Raw genomic sequence first — 15,526 nt, 5'->3', positions numbered from 1 at the left:
CCTCCGAAGCGTAAGAGTCGGCGCTGGCGTTACGGCGATTCAGGCTCATGTCGCCTCCGGAATCATGGTGATCGCGCGCTGCGGGCACTCATTGGCGCAGATGCCGCAGCCCTTGCAGGTCTTCAGGTTGAAATCGAACCAGGCCGGCTTTTCCTCGACGCATTGCACCGGGCAATACAGCCAGCACACGGCGCACTTGACGCACTTGTCGCGATCGACCACGGGCCGCATGCTGCGCCAGTCACCGGGCAGCATCGGGCTGACTTCGGTGGCGACCGGGCAAAGGTCGTCCGGCACATTCGCCTGCTTCAGATTGAATAGCGGATAGCTCTCATGCCGGCTCATGCCGCGGCCCTCCGTTCTATCGTATGCACGGTGGTTTCGTTGTAGCCGCGCTCAAGCGCAAGCAAGTTTTGCTTCAGCCCGGCGTCACGAAAATCCGAATCTTCCAGCGAGCGCTTCAAGGCATCCAGCGACACCACGCCGGTCGTCCTGGCGAATGCGCCCAACATCAGGGTATTGGTGATCGGCTTGCTGAATATCTGCAAGGCAATCCCGATCGCATCGCAGAGACCGACCGTGGCGACGTTGGGTGACAGCGCCACCTCCGCCAGCGGCTTGTTGGTCGCCTGCACCAGCGTGCCGCCCGGCTTGAGCCCGCCGAAGATATCCACGGTTCTGGCCAGCGTCGGATCGACGCAGATCAGGCAATCGGGCGTGTAGATGTTGGTGAGCTGGCGGATCTCGCGATCGCTGCAGCGCAGGAAGGAAACCACCGGCGCGCCGCGCCGCTCGAAGCCGAAGGACGGAATCGATACCGCGAACTTGCCCTCTTCCAGTAACGCGGCCGCAAGCATGGCCGCCGCCGTAACGGCGCCCTGCCCTCCCCGGCCATGAAAGCGTACTTCGTACATTCCGTCTCCTCCGATGCGATGAGGCTCTTTGGCCCCACTCCCTGTTCTTCTTGCCGAAACCGGCTAACCTGCCTTGGCCCCCGGCATCGCCTTCCAGCCGGGCTTTGCGGCGGCTCCCGCCGCTCCCTGCCCGCGCATGGGCATGTGCTGCAATGCGAGTCCCTGGGTATACGCCGCGCGCCGCACCAGGGTGAACTTCAGGAACCAGCCCCCGGCAACCGCCATGATGCCGGCGACAAAGACCAGCCCGCCCCGTCCCGGCATCCCCGCCACAGCCGCCATGACAAACAATGCCGGCAGGATATGCCCGAATACCGCAAGCCGTGCGGCAATCCCGCCCAGTACCTTCAGCGTTGCGTCGGGTGCGCCGTCGGCAACCAGCGCGCCGAGATACCTGTGCCAGAACAATGCGCGGGCGCCGATCAGCACGATCAGGCCCACCAGCATCGGGAGGCCGGCCCCGGCGGACGTCAGCGACAGCACGCAGGCGAGAAAGCCGGCGCCTTCAGCGAGGCCGGTGGCGACCATCAGCGGAATGCTGCGCCGATTGCGCCAGGCCGGAATCCCCTTGTTCGCCGCCAGGATGCGCGCCTGGCTATAGAGAAAGCCGAGGCCGAGAACTCCGGCAAACAAGGCCGGCAGCGCGTTGGCCGTCAGCAACGCCAGTCCGCCGGCGGCGAACACCAGCAAGGCCACCACCGCCTCGCGCGTCATCCACGAGGTCGCGATGTGGCGATAGACGTTGAGCGCGCGCCAGGGACGCCCGATTTCGAACCAGACGCAGGTCAAACCACCGGCGATGAGTGCGAGGCCCAGCAGCACGGCGACCCGTAGCGCAACAGGGTCGAGGCCGGCGAATGCCGCCCAGAACAGCAGGCCGCCGCCGGCGCCGCCGCAGATGAAGTTGGCGGCGGCGCGCCAGTCCCAGTTGCGCTGCTGCTTGGGCGCGGCGAGCTCGGCGGCACGAAGTGCGGATATCTTCATGACTTGTCCCAGATGTAATACACGCCGGGTTCGGTGCCCAGTTCTTCGTGCATGCGGAAATGCTGTGTTTCCGCGAGCAGGCGGCTGACGCCGCTTTCCGGGTCCTCGATGTCGCCGAAGCCCATCGCGCCGGAGATGCAGGAATTGACACAGGCCGGCGTCACCTCGTGATCGACGCCGGGAATCTGGCCGCTGACTGCCGCGTGGTCGATGCGATCCTTGCAGAAGGTGCATTTCATCGAAACGCCGATGCGGTCCGGATCGAAACGCTTGGCTTCCGACGCCATCGCCGTGTCGTTGTAGGCGTAGCGCGGCTCATGGACGATGGAGCGGGCGTCATAGGGGCAGGCCATGACGCAGTTGGCGCAGCCGATGCAGAGGTCATAGTCGATCGCCACCAAGCCGTCCGCGCGCCTGGTGGTGGCCTGGGTTGGGCAGACCTCTTCGCAGGGCGGGTTGGCGCAGTGCATGCAGGCGACCGGCAGGAAGCTGCGCTTCACATCGGGAAATTCGCCGCTTTCGATGTCGAGCACGCGCCGCCACTGGATGCCCGGGGGCGTCGCATTGGCACCCTTGCAGGCCGCGGTGCAGGTCTGGCAGCCGACGCAACGGCGAAGGTCGATGGTCATCACATAACGTGTCATGCCGAAGCCTCCATGCGGCGTACGCTGACCCGCACGATGTCGGCGCCCGAGCCCGTGGCATCCGTCAGGTCCAGCGACATCGGTGCAATGCTGTTGAGGCTGGGCGCCTCCATCGTCTTGGCAAAGGGCGTCGCCCAATGGTCGAACTGGCCGATGATCACCAGCGTGTCGGGGCGCACGCCCTGCGCCAGCGCGGCCTTGCCGTAGGTGGCGCCGATGTGGGAGCGCACCTCGACGCGATCGCCTTCGGCGATGCCGAGCGAGGCCGCCGTTTTGGCGTTGATGATGACGCCGGCGTGACCGCGCAGGTTCTGCGCCACTTCGTGCATGACCTCGATCGCCGCGTTGCCGCCGGCGTGGTATTGCATGCTCTTGGTGGTCAGCAGCCAGAAGGGGAAGTCCTCGGCCCTGGCCCCGCTCTTTTCCAGATTGCGGATCCAGCGCCCCGGCACGTCGTGCCACTCCGGCAGCGCGGTGTATTCGGAGAGCTGCTCATCCCACCAGTTCATCTTGCTCTCATGCAGGCGACGACCGAGTTCGCGACCGGCAAGCAGCAAGCGTTCCTGATAGGGCAGTTCATAACGCAGGCCGTGCTTTTCCATGGTCGGCGTCAGGTACCAGTCGAGGCGCGACATCGGCACGGTATAGAAGCCGTGCTCGCGAAACCATTCGAGGTCGTGTTCCTCGCGGCCTTCGGACAGCGTTACGGTCGCGGCGCGGCAGACCGCGTCCCAGATTTTTTCGGGGGCGGGCTCGACCGCCGTGTCGAGGCTGAAGTCGTAGCCCTCGCCCTTCAGCGGCGACACCCCGGAAACACCCTTGTTGATGGCATTCACGTAGGGTTCGAGCAGGCCGGTGCGCTTGGCCAGCTCGGTGGTGATCCAGGTGAAATCGCGCGCCTCGCCCTGCGGTTCGACGGCCTTCTGGCGCAGCACCACACCCCTGTGGTCCCAGAACTGCTCCATGTACTTGGTGCCACCCATGCGGATCATCTGCGTCGATTCGAGGTCGGTCGCCTCGGGCAGCAGCACGTCGGCCATGTAGTTGGTCTCATCCACCGTGTAGGCGACGCAGGCCATGAAGGGAAACTTCGCCGCGATCTCCGCCAGGTGACGCGTGTCCCAGAAGGAAATCGACGGATTCGACCGATACACCAGCCATACTTCCGGCAGCGTCGGCATCGGCATGGTCCAGTCGTCGGGACGCTCGCCCTGGAACATCCAGGCCAGTTGCGTGGGGCCGAGGGCCTGGCTCCAGGCGCCGTTGTGGCCGACGATGGGCACCAGGGTCTGGTGCAGGTTGCGCGTCGAGGGCGCCGCCTGCCATTCTTCCTTGGTGGTCGGGTTGAAATACTGGACCATGAAGCCGTCATCGCCCGGCTTCACCGAGAGATGGCGGTTGTCGCGCGACTTGTTGAGCCGCACCGTGGTGCCGACCAGGCCGCCCGGGTTTTCCAGCGCACCCACCAGCGCCGCGAGCACGGTGCGCGCCCAGCAGCATTCGTAGGCGCCCCAGCCGTTGTTCACCGACTTGCCCAGCGTCACCGCGACCGGTCGCAGCGGCAGGGTCTTGCCGTCGATTTCGATGGTCTCGCCGATGCCGGCGGCTGCAAGGTATTCGTTGGCGATGCGGCGTATGGTTTCCGCCTTCACGTCGCAGATGCTCTCGGCCCACTCCGGCGTGTATTTGTCGATGTGCCGCGCCAGCATTTCGTAGGCGGTCTTGCCTTCGACGTCCGCATACTCGCGCCGCTCCTTGTCGGCATCGACCACGACTGCATGGGCGACGCGGTAGGCGCCGGCAACGGCGGGCCGTGCGCCCGGCGTGTCGTGCGGCACGGCGCTGGCCGTGGTTTCATCCCATACCAGTGGCTTGCCGTTTTGCGGATCGCGCAGATAGAGGCCGTCGGGCGCCACCAGATAGGGCGAAGCGGTACGGTCGCGCAGGAAGGGAATGTCGAGCTTTTCCAGCCCGTTCTCGCGCACCAGCACGTGGATCAGGGCGAAGAGGAAAGCCGGATCGGTCTTGGGCCGGATCGGTACCCATTCGGCGGAGCAGGCGCCCGTCGCCGTCAGGTGCGGCTCGACCTGCACGCGCTTGTAGCCGCGCACGCGCGCATCGGCATGGCGGATCACGGCGCAGGGCCCCCCCGTGACATCGACGTTGGCGCCGACGGCGATGTTGTAGCGGCAGTTCGGCGTATCGGCGGCGACGGTGAAGCCGCGATGCCAGAACTCGCCGTAGAGATGCTCGGAATGCACGCACTTGACGCCCTGGCCGGAACCGAAGCTGAAATCCACTTCGCCCCAGGCGGCGAGGAAAGCCGGAAAAGTGCCCATGTAATTCGACGGCGTGCCGCCGTGGCCGAGGCTGACCGCCACCCGCGGCAGGCCCGCCTCGTCGAGCAGGCCCTTGGCGCGCACGGCCTTGAGCTTGCCCGCCACGATGTCGAGCGCCTCGTCCCAGGATATCGGCACGAAACCCGGATCCTCGTTGCGCCCCTTCTTCGGGTTGGTGCGCTTCATCGGGGTCTGGATGCGGTTGGGGTTGTAGGTCTTCTGCACCAGGCCATAGGCCTTGACGCAGACCCGCCCCTTGGCCGGGTGCACGTCCGCGGCGGCGAAATTCGGCTCGACCTCGGTGGCGATGCCATCGACCACCTTGATGTTCATCAGGTCGGGGCCCGACACGCAGTTGTAGCAGTAGGTCGGAACCCGTTTGACTGACTTGGCTTGCGCTTCCATGCTCGGATTCCTCGACTAATGAACGCGTTCGGGATGCGAATAGACACAGTGCCGCTCACCACGGGCAAAACCGATCAGCGTGACGCCAGAGTCGACCGCCACCCTGACCGCCATGCCGGTCGGCGCCGAAACCGCGGCTACCACCGCGATGCCGACAGCCGCTGCTTTCTGCACGATTTCGTAACTGGCGCGGCTGGTCATGAGGACAAAGCCGCTGTCAAAGCTCTTGCGCTGCGACGCCAGGGAACCGATCAGCTTGTCGAGCGCGTTGTGGCGCCCGACGTCCTCCCGCACCAGGTCGATGCCGCCGTGGAAGTCGCACCAGGCGGCGGCATGCACCGCCCCCGTCAATTCAAACAACTGCTGCATTTCCTGCAGTGCCGACAAGGCACGCGGCAAGGCACCGGTGTTCAACACCGCGGAAGACCGGACCGTAGTCGCCCGCTTTGCCAGTTGATCGAGGCTTTCCGAACCGCAGAGGCCGCAACCGGTGCGACCGGCCAGTGTCCGCCGATGCTGCTTGAGGACATGGGCGCGCTCGGCGGAGAGCTGCATATGGACTTCGATGCCGTTGTCGCGCTCGACGATTTCCAGATCGTGGATTTCGCCGGCACGGCCGACGATGCATTCGCTCAGGCTGAAACCCAGGGCAAAGTCTTCGAGGTCCAACGGCGTGGCCAGCATCACGGCATGCGAGATGCCGTTATAGACCAGCGCCACCGGCACTTCTTCCGCCACCGTCTCGTCCGAATGCGTGGCAATGCCGCCGTCCCAGCGACAAGCGCCGTATCTGTTATGTGCCTCGATGCCCACACCCGCTTCGTGTCGCATTGCCCGCCTCGCCTGAAATGGAAGCAATCAAACTTACCCCTACTGCCATTACGATACACTTTACCAAGATTAAATACAATAATTTTGTATCACATTAGAGTTGTCTTATACTGCGCACTCAAGCGGTTTGCATTCCCGGCTTCGCCCGATGCAGCGCCAGGCCGGATCCACCCGCGGATCAAGCCGCCCTGTTGTCGGCATGCTCAGGCCCTCATAGAGGAACAATGTGAAGAGTCGACATATCAGCCAATGGATCAAGGACTTCCTCGATCAGCATCCAACTCGCGCCAATTCGCTGATCATCACGGTGTATGGCGACTTCATCGCCCCGCATGGCGGCACCGTCTGGCTCGGCAGTTTCATTCGCCTGGTCCAGCCGCTCGGCCTCAACGAACGCATGGTGCGGACCAGCGTTTATCGCCTGTCCCAGGAGAAGTGGCTGGTTTCAGAGCAACTGGGCCGCAAGAGCTATTACAGCCTGACTACCTCCGGCCGGCGCCGCTTCGAACATGCCTACCGGCGGATCTATTTCGCGCCGCAGGACACCTGGTCCGGCGAGTGGCAACTGGTCATGATCCCCTCCTCGCTCGGTGGCGCGCAGCGCGACGCCCTGCGCAAGGATCTGGCCTGGGCCGGCTACGGCGCGCTCGCCTCGGGCATACTCGCGCACCCCTCGGCGGACACCGAAGCGCTGCTGGACATCCTTCAGGAAACCGGCGCCCACGACAAGGTCGTGGCCATGAAGGCCGTCAATATCAGCGCCCTGACCAGCAAGCCGCTGCAGGAACTGGTGCATGACTGCTGGAACCTGGAAGTCCTGTCCGCCAGGTACCTCGATTTCATCGAGCTGTTCAGGCCGGTGCTGCGTACCTTGCGCGCCGCCAACAGCCTCGATCCCGAGCAGTGTTTCCTGGTGCAGACGCTGCTCATGCACGACTTTCGACGGGCCCTGCTGCACGATCCGCAACTGCCATCACAGCTGCTTCCCGCCAACTGGAGCGGCGGCGTCGCCCGCCAGTTGTGCCGCGATCTCTACGGCATCACCTATCCGCTGGCACAACAGCACCTGCTCTCCGTCTGCGAGACCGCCAACGGGCCGCTGCCCCCGGCAGCACCCTATTTCTACGAGCGCTTCGGCGGACTGGAGCCGACTTAGAGCCTATTTCAGTAGGAATCGTACCCCGCGCCGGTTGGCGTTGGGATGCGATGCGAGGCGGAGGAAGCGCCGCAGGGTATATCCCTGCAAACGACCGACAACGTGGCAGCGCGCCCAACGCCAGCCGGCCCTTCGGGTTGAGACCAGGATCGGCGTCTGCGCCGTTGCAGCGCTTGCCAATGGAACAACCATTGGCGGCGCACTGCGCCTTGCATCCATCCGATCCTGATCTCAACGCGGGGCACGATTCCTGCTGAAATAGGCTCTTAAGCGACACCCGCATCCGGAATCAAGCCAAATTGATGGACATCAACCGATACATTAGAGTTAAAACTTATTGATATTTTTGTATCTGTTATAGTGCCCCCGTGCAGCATCCGTTGATCACACGGAATCCAGGGAGTCACGACCATGAGCAATCCCCCGCAATCGGGAACCCATCCCGCGCCGAAAGGCCCGGCAACGCCCGCGCTATTCGGACAAGCCGCCGCCGCAGGGCGCGTCACTCTGAGCCAGACCGAGCTGGGCACCCTGCTTTCCGGCCTCGGCATCGCATACGCCGCGGATGCAGCACCGGCACAGCCCGTTCAGCTCCGCATCAGCCTGAACGACACCCGTGAATTCGGCATGGTCATCAGCGCCGGAATGGGCGGACTCGATGCCGATCTGGACGCAGGGAATTTCAGGAAGGATCGCGCCGCGGTCTACGCCGCCACCGAACTCACGGATGCCGAGAATTTTCTCGACCTGTTCAGGCGCACGCTGGCTTATCAAAGGCTTGCCCGGATCGCCCGACGCGAGGGCACCGACCTCCCCGACGCACAGCTCAAGGCCTGCTTTGCAAGCATGCTTGAACTGGCCAAGGCATTTGCGCCAGGCAACCCGGAGGCCGAATTTGCGTTGCAGCGCCTGGACCTCGATCCCGCAACCATCGGCGACCGGCTGACAGTACACGCGGCGCATTGCGAGTTCGGCGTCCCGTCGCCTCGCCGCTTGCCCCGCCCCATTCACAAGATCGACAAGCTGATTCATCCGGCTTCGATCGGCATCATCGGGGTCTCGTCTTCCAGCATGAATTTCGGCCGCATCATCCTGAAGAACCTGATGGGCAGCGGCTACAGCAAGGAACGCCTGTGCATCATCCGTCCCGGTGAAACCGAGATCGATGGCGTCAAATGTGTCGAAAGCCTGAAGGCGCTGGACCACAAGCTCGACCTGCTGATCGTGGCGGTCGCCGCCAGCGCCGTCTACGAACTGGTCGACGAGATCATCGAAACGGACTCCGTCGAATCGGTGATGCTGATCCCGGGCAGCCTCGGGGAAACCAGGGCCAGCCGCGAGCCTGCCGCCGCATTGGCCGCACGCATCAATGCAGCCCACGGCAAGCCCGGTGGCGGACCCGTATTCCTCGGCGCCAACTGTCTGGGCGTGGTCTCCCATCCCGGTTCCTACGATTCCTGGTTCATCCCGCTGGAGCGATTGCCGAAGCCGCAGAAGAAGCCCGAAAGAAACTCGGTGATGCTGAGCCAGAGCGGCGCCTTCATGATCACCCGCCTGAGCCAGAACCCATGGCTCGATCCGCGCTACATGCTGGCGCTGGGCAACCAGACCGACCTGACCCACGGCGACATGCTGAGCTACTTCGCCGACCGGCCCGAAATCGAAACGCTCGGCATCTACATCGAAGGCTTCAAGGATCTCGACGGCCTCGACTTCGCCAGGGCGGTGCGCAAGGCCGTGCTCAACGGCAAGCAGGTGGTGGTCTACAAATCCGGCAGGACCGCACCCGGCATGGGCGGCGTCATGGGCCACACCGCATCCATCGCCGGCAGCCCGACACTGTTCGAGTCGGTCGTGCGCCAGGCGGGAGCCATCGTCGCCGAGGACTTCAACAGCTTCGACGACCTGTTCTACATCGCCGGCGCGCTGCACAAGAAAAAGATCGGCGGCAATCGCCTCGGCGCCATCAGCGGCGCGGGTTTCGAGGCGGTCGGCATGGCCGACTCCATCGAATCGGACAGCTTCGCGATGACGATGGGCGAACTCGAATCCGGCACGGTCAAACATGTCGAGGATATTCTGCTCGCCAAGAAGCTCAATTCGCTGGTCGAGGTCCGCAATCCGATCGACATCAATCCTGGCGCCGACGACGAAGCCCACCTGCAAATCGTTGAAGCCTTCCTGCAGGACCCCAACATCGACGCCGTGGTGGTCGGACTCGACCCCACGGCCCCCTCGGTGCGGGCGCTGGAACAAAGCAAGCTGCGCCCCGGCTTCGACATCACGGACCCGAAGGGCACGGTGCATCTGATGCCGCCACTGGTCGACGGCAACGAAAAGCCGGTCATCGGCATCGTCGATGGCGGAAAACTCTACGACGCCATGTGCGCCGGCCTGATGGACCAGGGCGTTTGCGTGTTCCGCAACTGCGCACGCGGCACCCGTGCCCTGGTGCGCTACGTCGAGGCCCGCCTGTATGCGAACTCACTCAAGAATCGCCGCTGAATCACAACCACGTCAATCGAGGACACATCATGAGCGAAACACTGCAAGCCGGCCTCTCGGCCACCCGTCGCGTTGAAATCGACCGCGATCGCACCATCAGCTTCATGGGCGACGACTGCCGGGTCTACTCGACGCCCAACCTGCTCTACGACATCGAGATGGCCTGCCGCGACCTGCTGCTGGAACACATCGACCCGGGCAAGGACTCGGTCGGCACGCGGGTCGAACTGGACCATGTCGGTGCCACGCTGCTGGGCATGTGGGTGGAAATCACCGTGACGCTGACCGCGGTCAACGGCGGTGCCGTCTCCTTCGACTTCACTGCGCGCGACTCCGTGGAGGAAGTGGCCCGCGGCAAGCACAATCGTTTCATTGTCGGCGTCGAGAAGACGGCGCAAAGACTGAAGGCCAAGCTCGCCAAGGCAAGCTGAGCACCGGCACGGCCCGAATACCGAGCCGCTCGAAGCGGCAACACGGCGGAAAAGGGCCCAGCCCGCCATGCGCCCGCAGGGGGGGGGAGGCAATCCCGCCGGCATCGAATAGAATGTGCTTTCCATGAAAGACTTTCGCATATTCGACCGTCGCGGCCTGCTGCTGGCCCTGGGCCTGCTGCTCACGAGCGGCTTCTTCGCCACGACCCTGTTCGGCTACTTCGTTTCGAAGCAGGCGATCCGCGATGCGATCATCGGCCAGGACCTGCCGCTCACGGCGAGCAATATCTACTCGGAAATCCAGAAGGATCTGGTACGTCCGGTGCTGATCTCCTCGACCATGGCCAACGACACCTTTCTGCGGGCCTGGGTGCTCAAGGGAGAGGGCAACGTCACCGACATGGCCCGCTATCTCAACGAGATGAAGGAACGCTACGGTGCCTTCAGCAGTTTTTTCGTCTCCGACAAAAGCACGATCTACTACACCGGCGAAGGCGTCCTGAAGCGCGTGTCGCCCAACGAGCCGCGCGATGCCTGGTACTACCGCGTGCGCGACATGAAGCAGGATTACGAGATCAATGTCGACCCCGATCTCGCCAATGCCGACGCGCTGACCATTTTCATCAACTACCGGGTCTTCGACTTCTCCGGCAATTACATCGGCGCCACGGGGATCGGCCTCACCGTCGATGCCGTACGCCGCCTGATCAACGATTACCAGCAGCGCTTTCAGCGCACCATCTATTTCGTGAACACGGAAGGCCAGGTGGTCCTGTTCGGCAACCAGACCAGCCGCGCCCCCGATTTGCGCGCCACGCCGGGCCTGGGGCCGCTGGTCGACCGCATCCTCAAGGAAAAGGCCGGGTCTTACCAGTATCTGGTCAAGGGCGACAACCATATCCTCAATGTGAACTTCCTGCCGGAACTCAAGTGGTATCTGTTCGTCGAGCAGAACGAGGAACAAGCGCTCGCCGGCATCCGGCGCACGCTCTACACCAATCTCGCCATCAGCCTCGTGGTGACTATGATCGTGCTGTTCCTGACGCACCTCGTGCTGTCGCGCTACCAGCATCGCATCGAGGAAATGGCCTCGACCGACAAGCTTACGGGCCTGCTCAACCGCCATGCCTTTGCCATCCTCATGGACAAGCTGATGGCCGAGCACCATCGCGTGCCGCAGCCGATCGCCATGCTGCTGGCGGACATCGACAACTTCAAGGAAATCAATGATCGCCATGGTCATCAGGCCGGCGACAAGGTGCTTGGCAGCGTTGCCGCAATGCTGCTGCACGACCAGCGCCAATCCGACATCGCAGTGCGCTGGGGCGGCGAGGAATTCCTGCTGGTTCTGCGCGGTTGCGATCTGACCGAAGCCACGCGCATCGCCGAAAACCTGCGGCAGAAAATTGCGGCGACACCCATCGCGGTGAACGGCCGGCAGGTAAACGTAACCGTCAGCATCGGCGTCAGCGAATATGAGGAAACAGAACTCCCGGACCAAACGGTAGATCGCGCCGATGCTGCCCTGTACGAGGCCAAGAAAGCCGGGCGCAACCGCGTGGAAGCCGCCACCGGACAAGGCCAGGCGCAAGAGCCTATTTCAGTAAGGCTCTAAATCAGCGTCACGCCGGCGCCGACTCCCGGGCGCCCCCCCATGAAGGGGCGGCAGGTATTGCCACTCTGACCATGCCGAACCGGCGGCAATTCTCGCCGCAGAAATAACTGCCGTCACGAAACAGAGCAAGGGGATTGGAATTGCGCCGCGATTCCAGCCCAATTCAGCGCTTCAGATGCTGGAACAGTAGTTGCATTACTCCGCTTGCAGTTTGGCCGACCCGATTTCCGGGCTGCCTCTGGTCAATCAAACGCAAGGAGCGGACATGCTTACTCTCACCCCACCGGACACGATCGGCATCGGTCCCAACGATGCTCCCCGCATGAGCCTGCCGCGCGAACTTGCGGAATCATTGCTGCGGGCCTGCTCGCTTCCCGCCGCGGACGACCGCACCTACACCAGCGTTCAGATCCTGCCGACGCCGAGCGGACAGAACCTTTACGTCAGGTCATCCTTCTACGGCTAATCGGCCTGCGGTGGCACCTGGCCATCAAACAGTTCTTCGATAAACCCGAAGCGCCGGAAGTCGCGCACCCGCATCGGGTACAGGATGCCGTCGAGATGGTCGCATTCGTGCTGCACGACGCGCGCGTGGAAGCCATCCACGGTGCGTTCGAAGCGCTGGCCGGTTGCGTCGAAACCGGCATAGCGCAAGCTGTTCCAGCGCGGCACCCAGCCGCGCAAGCCGGGCACCGAGAGACAGCCTTCCCAGCCCTCTGCCTCTTCAGCGGAAAGCGGCACCAGTTCGGGATTGATCAGCACCGTATCGGGTACGGCCGGCGCATCCGGGTAGCGGGGGTTGGCGCCGCCGCCGAAAATCACCACGCGCAAATCCACTCCGATCTGCGGCGCTGCCAGGCCGGCGCCATCGAGATGCGCCATGGTGTCGCGCATGTCCTTCAACAGTGCCGCCAGCTCCGGCGTGCCGAACTCCGCCACCGGCTGCGCCACGCGCAGCAGGCGCGGATCGCCCATGCGCAAGACCTCGCGGATCATTTTTCGCAAATCCCTTCGATGATCCGGCGCACACGGACCATTGCTTCCTGCAGTACCGCTTCGAGGCTTTCGAACTTGATACCGTGCCGGGAATCGGCGCGACCAGCGGCCCAGTTGGCCACCACGCAAAGCGCCGCGTAGGGCAGCTCCAGTTCGCGCGCCAGGCCGGCCTCGGGCATGCCGGTCATGCCGACGATGTCCGCGCCGTCATCCTCCATGCGGTTGATTTCCGCGGCGGTTTCCAGCCGCGGGCCCTGCGTGGTGGCATATACGGCACCGTCGATCACGGGTTCGCCGATCCGGCGCGACACATCGAGCAGCAACTGGCGTACTTCCGCATCGTAGGGATCGGTGAAATCGACATGGATGACCGGGCCGTCGCCGCCCGACTGGAAGGTCATCTCGCGGCCCCAGGTGTAGTCGATGATCTGGTGCGGCACCACCAGCGCCCCGGGGCCGAGGTCGCCGCGTATGCCGCCGACCGATGCCACCGAAACGATTTGCGTCACGCCCGAGGTTTCCAGGGCATGGATGTTGGCACGGTAATTCACCAGATGCGGCGGAATGGTGTGGCCGTAGCCGTGCCGCGCGATGAAAACCACGTCGTGACCATTGATGCGGCCGAAGGTGAGCGGGCCGGAAGGCTCGCCATAAGGTGTGCGCACCACTTCGCGATGCGATACATCGAGGTTCGCCAGCTGGGTCAAGCCGCTGCCGCCTATGATACCGAGCATAAAAAATCCCCTGAAAATTCAATCGGAACGGGAGTCCAAGCGTGTTATAATTTTTGGCTTTTTCCGCGTCGCAACAACACCAAGGCCACTATGTCCCGCGCCCTCAGAAACATCGCCATTATCGCCCACGTTGACCACGGCAAGACCACCCTGGTCGACCAGTTGCTTCGTCAGTCCGGCACCTTTGCTGCCCACCAGGCCGTTACCGAACGGGTCATGGATTCCAACGATCTCGAAAAAGAGCGCGGGATCACCATTCTCTCGAAGAACTGCGCCATCGACTACGAAGGCACCCACATCAACATCGTGGACACCCCCGGACACGCCGACTTCGGCGGCGAGGTCGAGCGCGTGCTGTCGATGGTCGATGGCGTGCTGCTGCTGGTCGATGCCGTCGAAGGCCCGATGCCGCAGACCCGCTTCGTCACCCGCAAGGCACTGGCGCTGGGCCTCAAGCCGATCGTCGTGGTGAACAAGATCGACCGTCCGGGCGCCCGCCCCGACTGGGTCATCAGCCACACCTTCGACCTGTTCGACAAGCTCGGCGCGACCGAGGAACAGCTCGATTTTCCGGTGGTCTTCGCTTCCGCCTTGAACGGCTTCGCCATGCTCGACGCGACCAAACCCGGCACCGACATGCGCCCGCTCTACGAAGCCATCATCAAGCATACGCCGCAGCCCGCCGTTGACTCGGAACGCCCCCTGCAGTTGCAGATCTGCTCCCTCGACTACAACAGCTATGTCGGCCGCATCGGCATCGGCCGCATCCAGCAGGGCCGCATGAAGGCCGGCCAGGAAGTCGCCGTGATGTATGGTGACGAGAGCAAGGGCAAGGCCAAGATCGGCCAGATCATGATGTTCACCGGCCTCGAACGCGAACAGGCGACCGAAGCCGAAGCCGGCGACATCGTGCTGGTGACGGGCATCGAGCAGGTTGGCATCGGCGTCACCATCTGCGACCCCGCCGCTCCGGTCGGCATGCCGCCGCTGGTGGTGGACGAGCCGACGCTGACCATGAATTTCCAGGTCAACACCTCGCCGCTGGCCGGCAAGGAAGGCAAGTACGTCACCAGCCGCCAGATTCGCGAGCGCCTCAACAAGGAACTGCTGGCCAACGTCGCCCTGCGCGTCGAGGAAACCGACGATGCCGACGTATTCCTGGTGTCGGGGCGCGGCGAACTGCACCTGACCATCCTGCTCGAAACCATGCGCCGCGAAGGCTACGAGCTGGCGGTGTCGCGCCCGCGCGTGCTGTTCAAGGATATCGACGGCCAGAAGTGCGAACCCTACGAACTGCTGACCGTCGACATAGAAGACAGCCATCAGGGCACGGTCATGGAAGAGCTCGGCCGCCGTCGCGGCGAGCTGCTCAACATGGAGCCGGACGGCAAGGGTCGTGTCCGCCTCGAATACCGCATCCCGGCACGCGGCCTGATCGGCTTCCAGGGCGAGTTCCTGACGGCCACGCGCGGCACCGGCATGGCCAGCCACATTTTCGACGACTACGGTCCGATGGCCGGCACCATGGCCGAACGCCGCAACGGCGTGCTGATCTCGCAGGATGACGGCGCCGCCGTCGCCTACGCCTTGTGGAAGCTGCAGGATCGCGGCCGCATGTTCGTCAGCCCCGGCGACCCGCTCTACGAAGGCATCATCATCGGCGTACACAGCCGCGACAACGACCTGGTGGTCAACCCGATCAAGGGCAAGCAGCTGACCAACGTTCGCGCGTCCGGCACCGACGAAGCGGTGCGGCTGATTCCGCCGATCCAGATGACGCTCGAATCCGCCGTCGAATTCATCGCCGACGACGAACTGGTCGAAATCACCCCGAAGTCGATCCGCCTGCGCAAGCGCTTCCTCAAGGAGCACGAACGCAAGCGCGCCAACCGCGACGAGACGACATAAGAAAACGGGAGCCGCGGCTCCCGTTTTTCATGCAAGAGTCGGCGCTGACGAGACGCCGATTCTG

14 protein-coding genes are annotated in these 15,526 nt (G+C 63.7%); 6 read left to right on the top strand and 8 right to left on the bottom strand.

The window, feature by feature from the left end; translation table 11 throughout:
• Positions 1 to 45 precede the first annotated feature (45 nt).
• From padF to fdhD, 6 genes are all read right to left on the bottom strand, one after another.
• Complete coding sequence (gene padF, locus SUTH_RS08080) at positions 46 to 345, bottom strand: NADH-dependent phenylglyoxylate dehydrogenase subunit delta (RefSeq protein ID WP_041098401.1); 300 nt, start codon at positions 343 to 345, stop codon at positions 46 to 48.
• A complete protein-coding gene (padE, locus tag SUTH_RS08075; RefSeq protein WP_041098398.1) occupies positions 342 to 914 on the bottom strand; it encodes an NADH-dependent phenylglyoxylate dehydrogenase subunit gamma in 573 nt (190 codons plus the stop codon). Before padE ends, padF begins: the two co-directional genes overlap by 4 nt.
• 63 nt (positions 915 to 977) lie before the next feature.
• Positions 978 to 1,898, bottom strand: coding sequence for a DmsC/YnfH family molybdoenzyme membrane anchor subunit (locus SUTH_RS08070; RefSeq protein ID WP_052473452.1), 921 nt, complete (start codon positions 1,896 to 1,898; stop codon positions 978 to 980).
• On the bottom strand, positions 1,895 to 2,542 hold the full coding sequence (locus tag SUTH_RS08065) for a 4Fe-4S dicluster domain-containing protein (RefSeq protein ID WP_041098396.1): 648 nt from the start codon (positions 2,540 to 2,542) through the stop codon (positions 1,895 to 1,897). The genes SUTH_RS08070 and SUTH_RS08065 overlap by 4 nt, the downstream gene beginning before the upstream one ends.
• A complete protein-coding gene (locus tag SUTH_RS08060; RefSeq protein ID WP_041098394.1) occupies positions 2,539 to 5,286 on the bottom strand; it encodes a molybdopterin-dependent oxidoreductase in 2,748 nt (915 codons plus the stop codon). Before SUTH_RS08060 ends, SUTH_RS08065 begins: the two co-directional genes overlap by 4 nt.
• A 15-nt stretch (positions 5,287 to 5,301) precedes the next feature.
• Positions 5,302 to 6,117 carry a formate dehydrogenase accessory sulfurtransferase FdhD gene (gene fdhD, locus SUTH_RS08055; RefSeq protein ID WP_041098392.1) on the bottom strand — a complete coding sequence of 272 codons (816 nt, stop codon included), beginning with the start codon at positions 6,115 to 6,117 and terminating at the stop codon, positions 5,302 to 5,304.
• Between the two features lie 226 nt (positions 6,118 to 6,343).
• Between fdhD and paaX the strand changes: the two genes are divergently transcribed.
• The 5 genes from paaX to SUTH_RS19320 all read left to right on the top strand — a co-directional run bounded on the left by paaX (position 6,344) and on the right by SUTH_RS19320 (position 12,290).
• A complete protein-coding gene (paaX, locus tag SUTH_RS08050; RefSeq protein ID WP_041098390.1) occupies positions 6,344 to 7,273 on the top strand; it encodes a phenylacetic acid degradation operon negative regulatory protein PaaX in 930 nt (309 codons plus the stop codon).
• Between the two features lie 411 nt (positions 7,274 to 7,684).
• On the top strand, positions 7,685 to 9,778 hold the full coding sequence (locus SUTH_RS08045; RefSeq protein ID WP_052473451.1) for a CoA-binding protein: 2,094 nt from the start codon (positions 7,685 to 7,687) through the stop codon (positions 9,776 to 9,778).
• Positions 9,779 to 9,807: 29 nt separating this feature from the next.
• Complete coding sequence (locus tag SUTH_RS08040) at positions 9,808 to 10,209, top strand: thioesterase family protein (protein ID WP_041098388.1); 402 nt, start codon at positions 9,808 to 9,810, stop codon at positions 10,207 to 10,209.
• A 124-nt stretch (positions 10,210 to 10,333) separates the two neighbouring features.
• The gene (locus SUTH_RS08035; protein ID WP_052473450.1) at positions 10,334 to 11,824 is read left to right on the top strand and encodes a sensor domain-containing diguanylate cyclase; all 1,491 of its coding nucleotides are present in this window, start codon (positions 10,334 to 10,336) and stop codon (positions 11,822 to 11,824) included.
• 265 nt (positions 11,825 to 12,089) lie between these two features.
• Entirely contained in the window at positions 12,090 to 12,290 is a 201-nt protein-coding gene (locus tag SUTH_RS19320; RefSeq protein ID WP_148312880.1) for a hypothetical protein, read from the top strand.
• On the opposite strand, the gene def is transcribed toward SUTH_RS19320, so the two are convergent.
• Together def and SUTH_RS08025 are read right to left on the bottom strand one after the other, a co-directional pair.
• Positions 12,287 to 12,820 (bottom strand): peptide deformylase, encoded by a 534-nt coding sequence (gene def / locus SUTH_RS08030; protein ID WP_041098387.1) that lies wholly within the window; start codon positions 12,818 to 12,820, stop codon positions 12,287 to 12,289. The genes SUTH_RS19320 and def overlap by 4 nt on opposite strands.
• Entirely contained in the window at positions 12,817 to 13,554 is a 738-nt protein-coding gene (locus SUTH_RS08025; protein WP_041098386.1) for an S-methyl-5'-thioinosine phosphorylase, read from the bottom strand. The genes def and SUTH_RS08025 overlap by 4 nt, the downstream gene beginning before the upstream one ends.
• A gap of 90 nt (positions 13,555 to 13,644) precedes the next feature.
• Between SUTH_RS08025 and typA the strand changes: the two genes are divergently transcribed.
• Positions 13,645 to 15,462 (top strand): translational GTPase TypA, encoded by a 1,818-nt coding sequence (gene typA / locus SUTH_RS08020; protein WP_041098385.1) that lies wholly within the window; start codon positions 13,645 to 13,647, stop codon positions 15,460 to 15,462.
• Positions 15,463 to 15,526 lie beyond the last annotated feature (64 nt).

Source organism: Sulfuritalea hydrogenivorans sk43H, assembly GCF_000828635.1.
In the GTDB taxonomy this organism is placed as follows: Bacteria; Pseudomonadota; Gammaproteobacteria; order Burkholderiales; family Rhodocyclaceae; genus Sulfuritalea; species Sulfuritalea hydrogenivorans.
The sequence above is the reverse complement of the archived record's forward strand: the minus strand, read 5'-3'. Positions and strand labels throughout refer to the sequence as shown.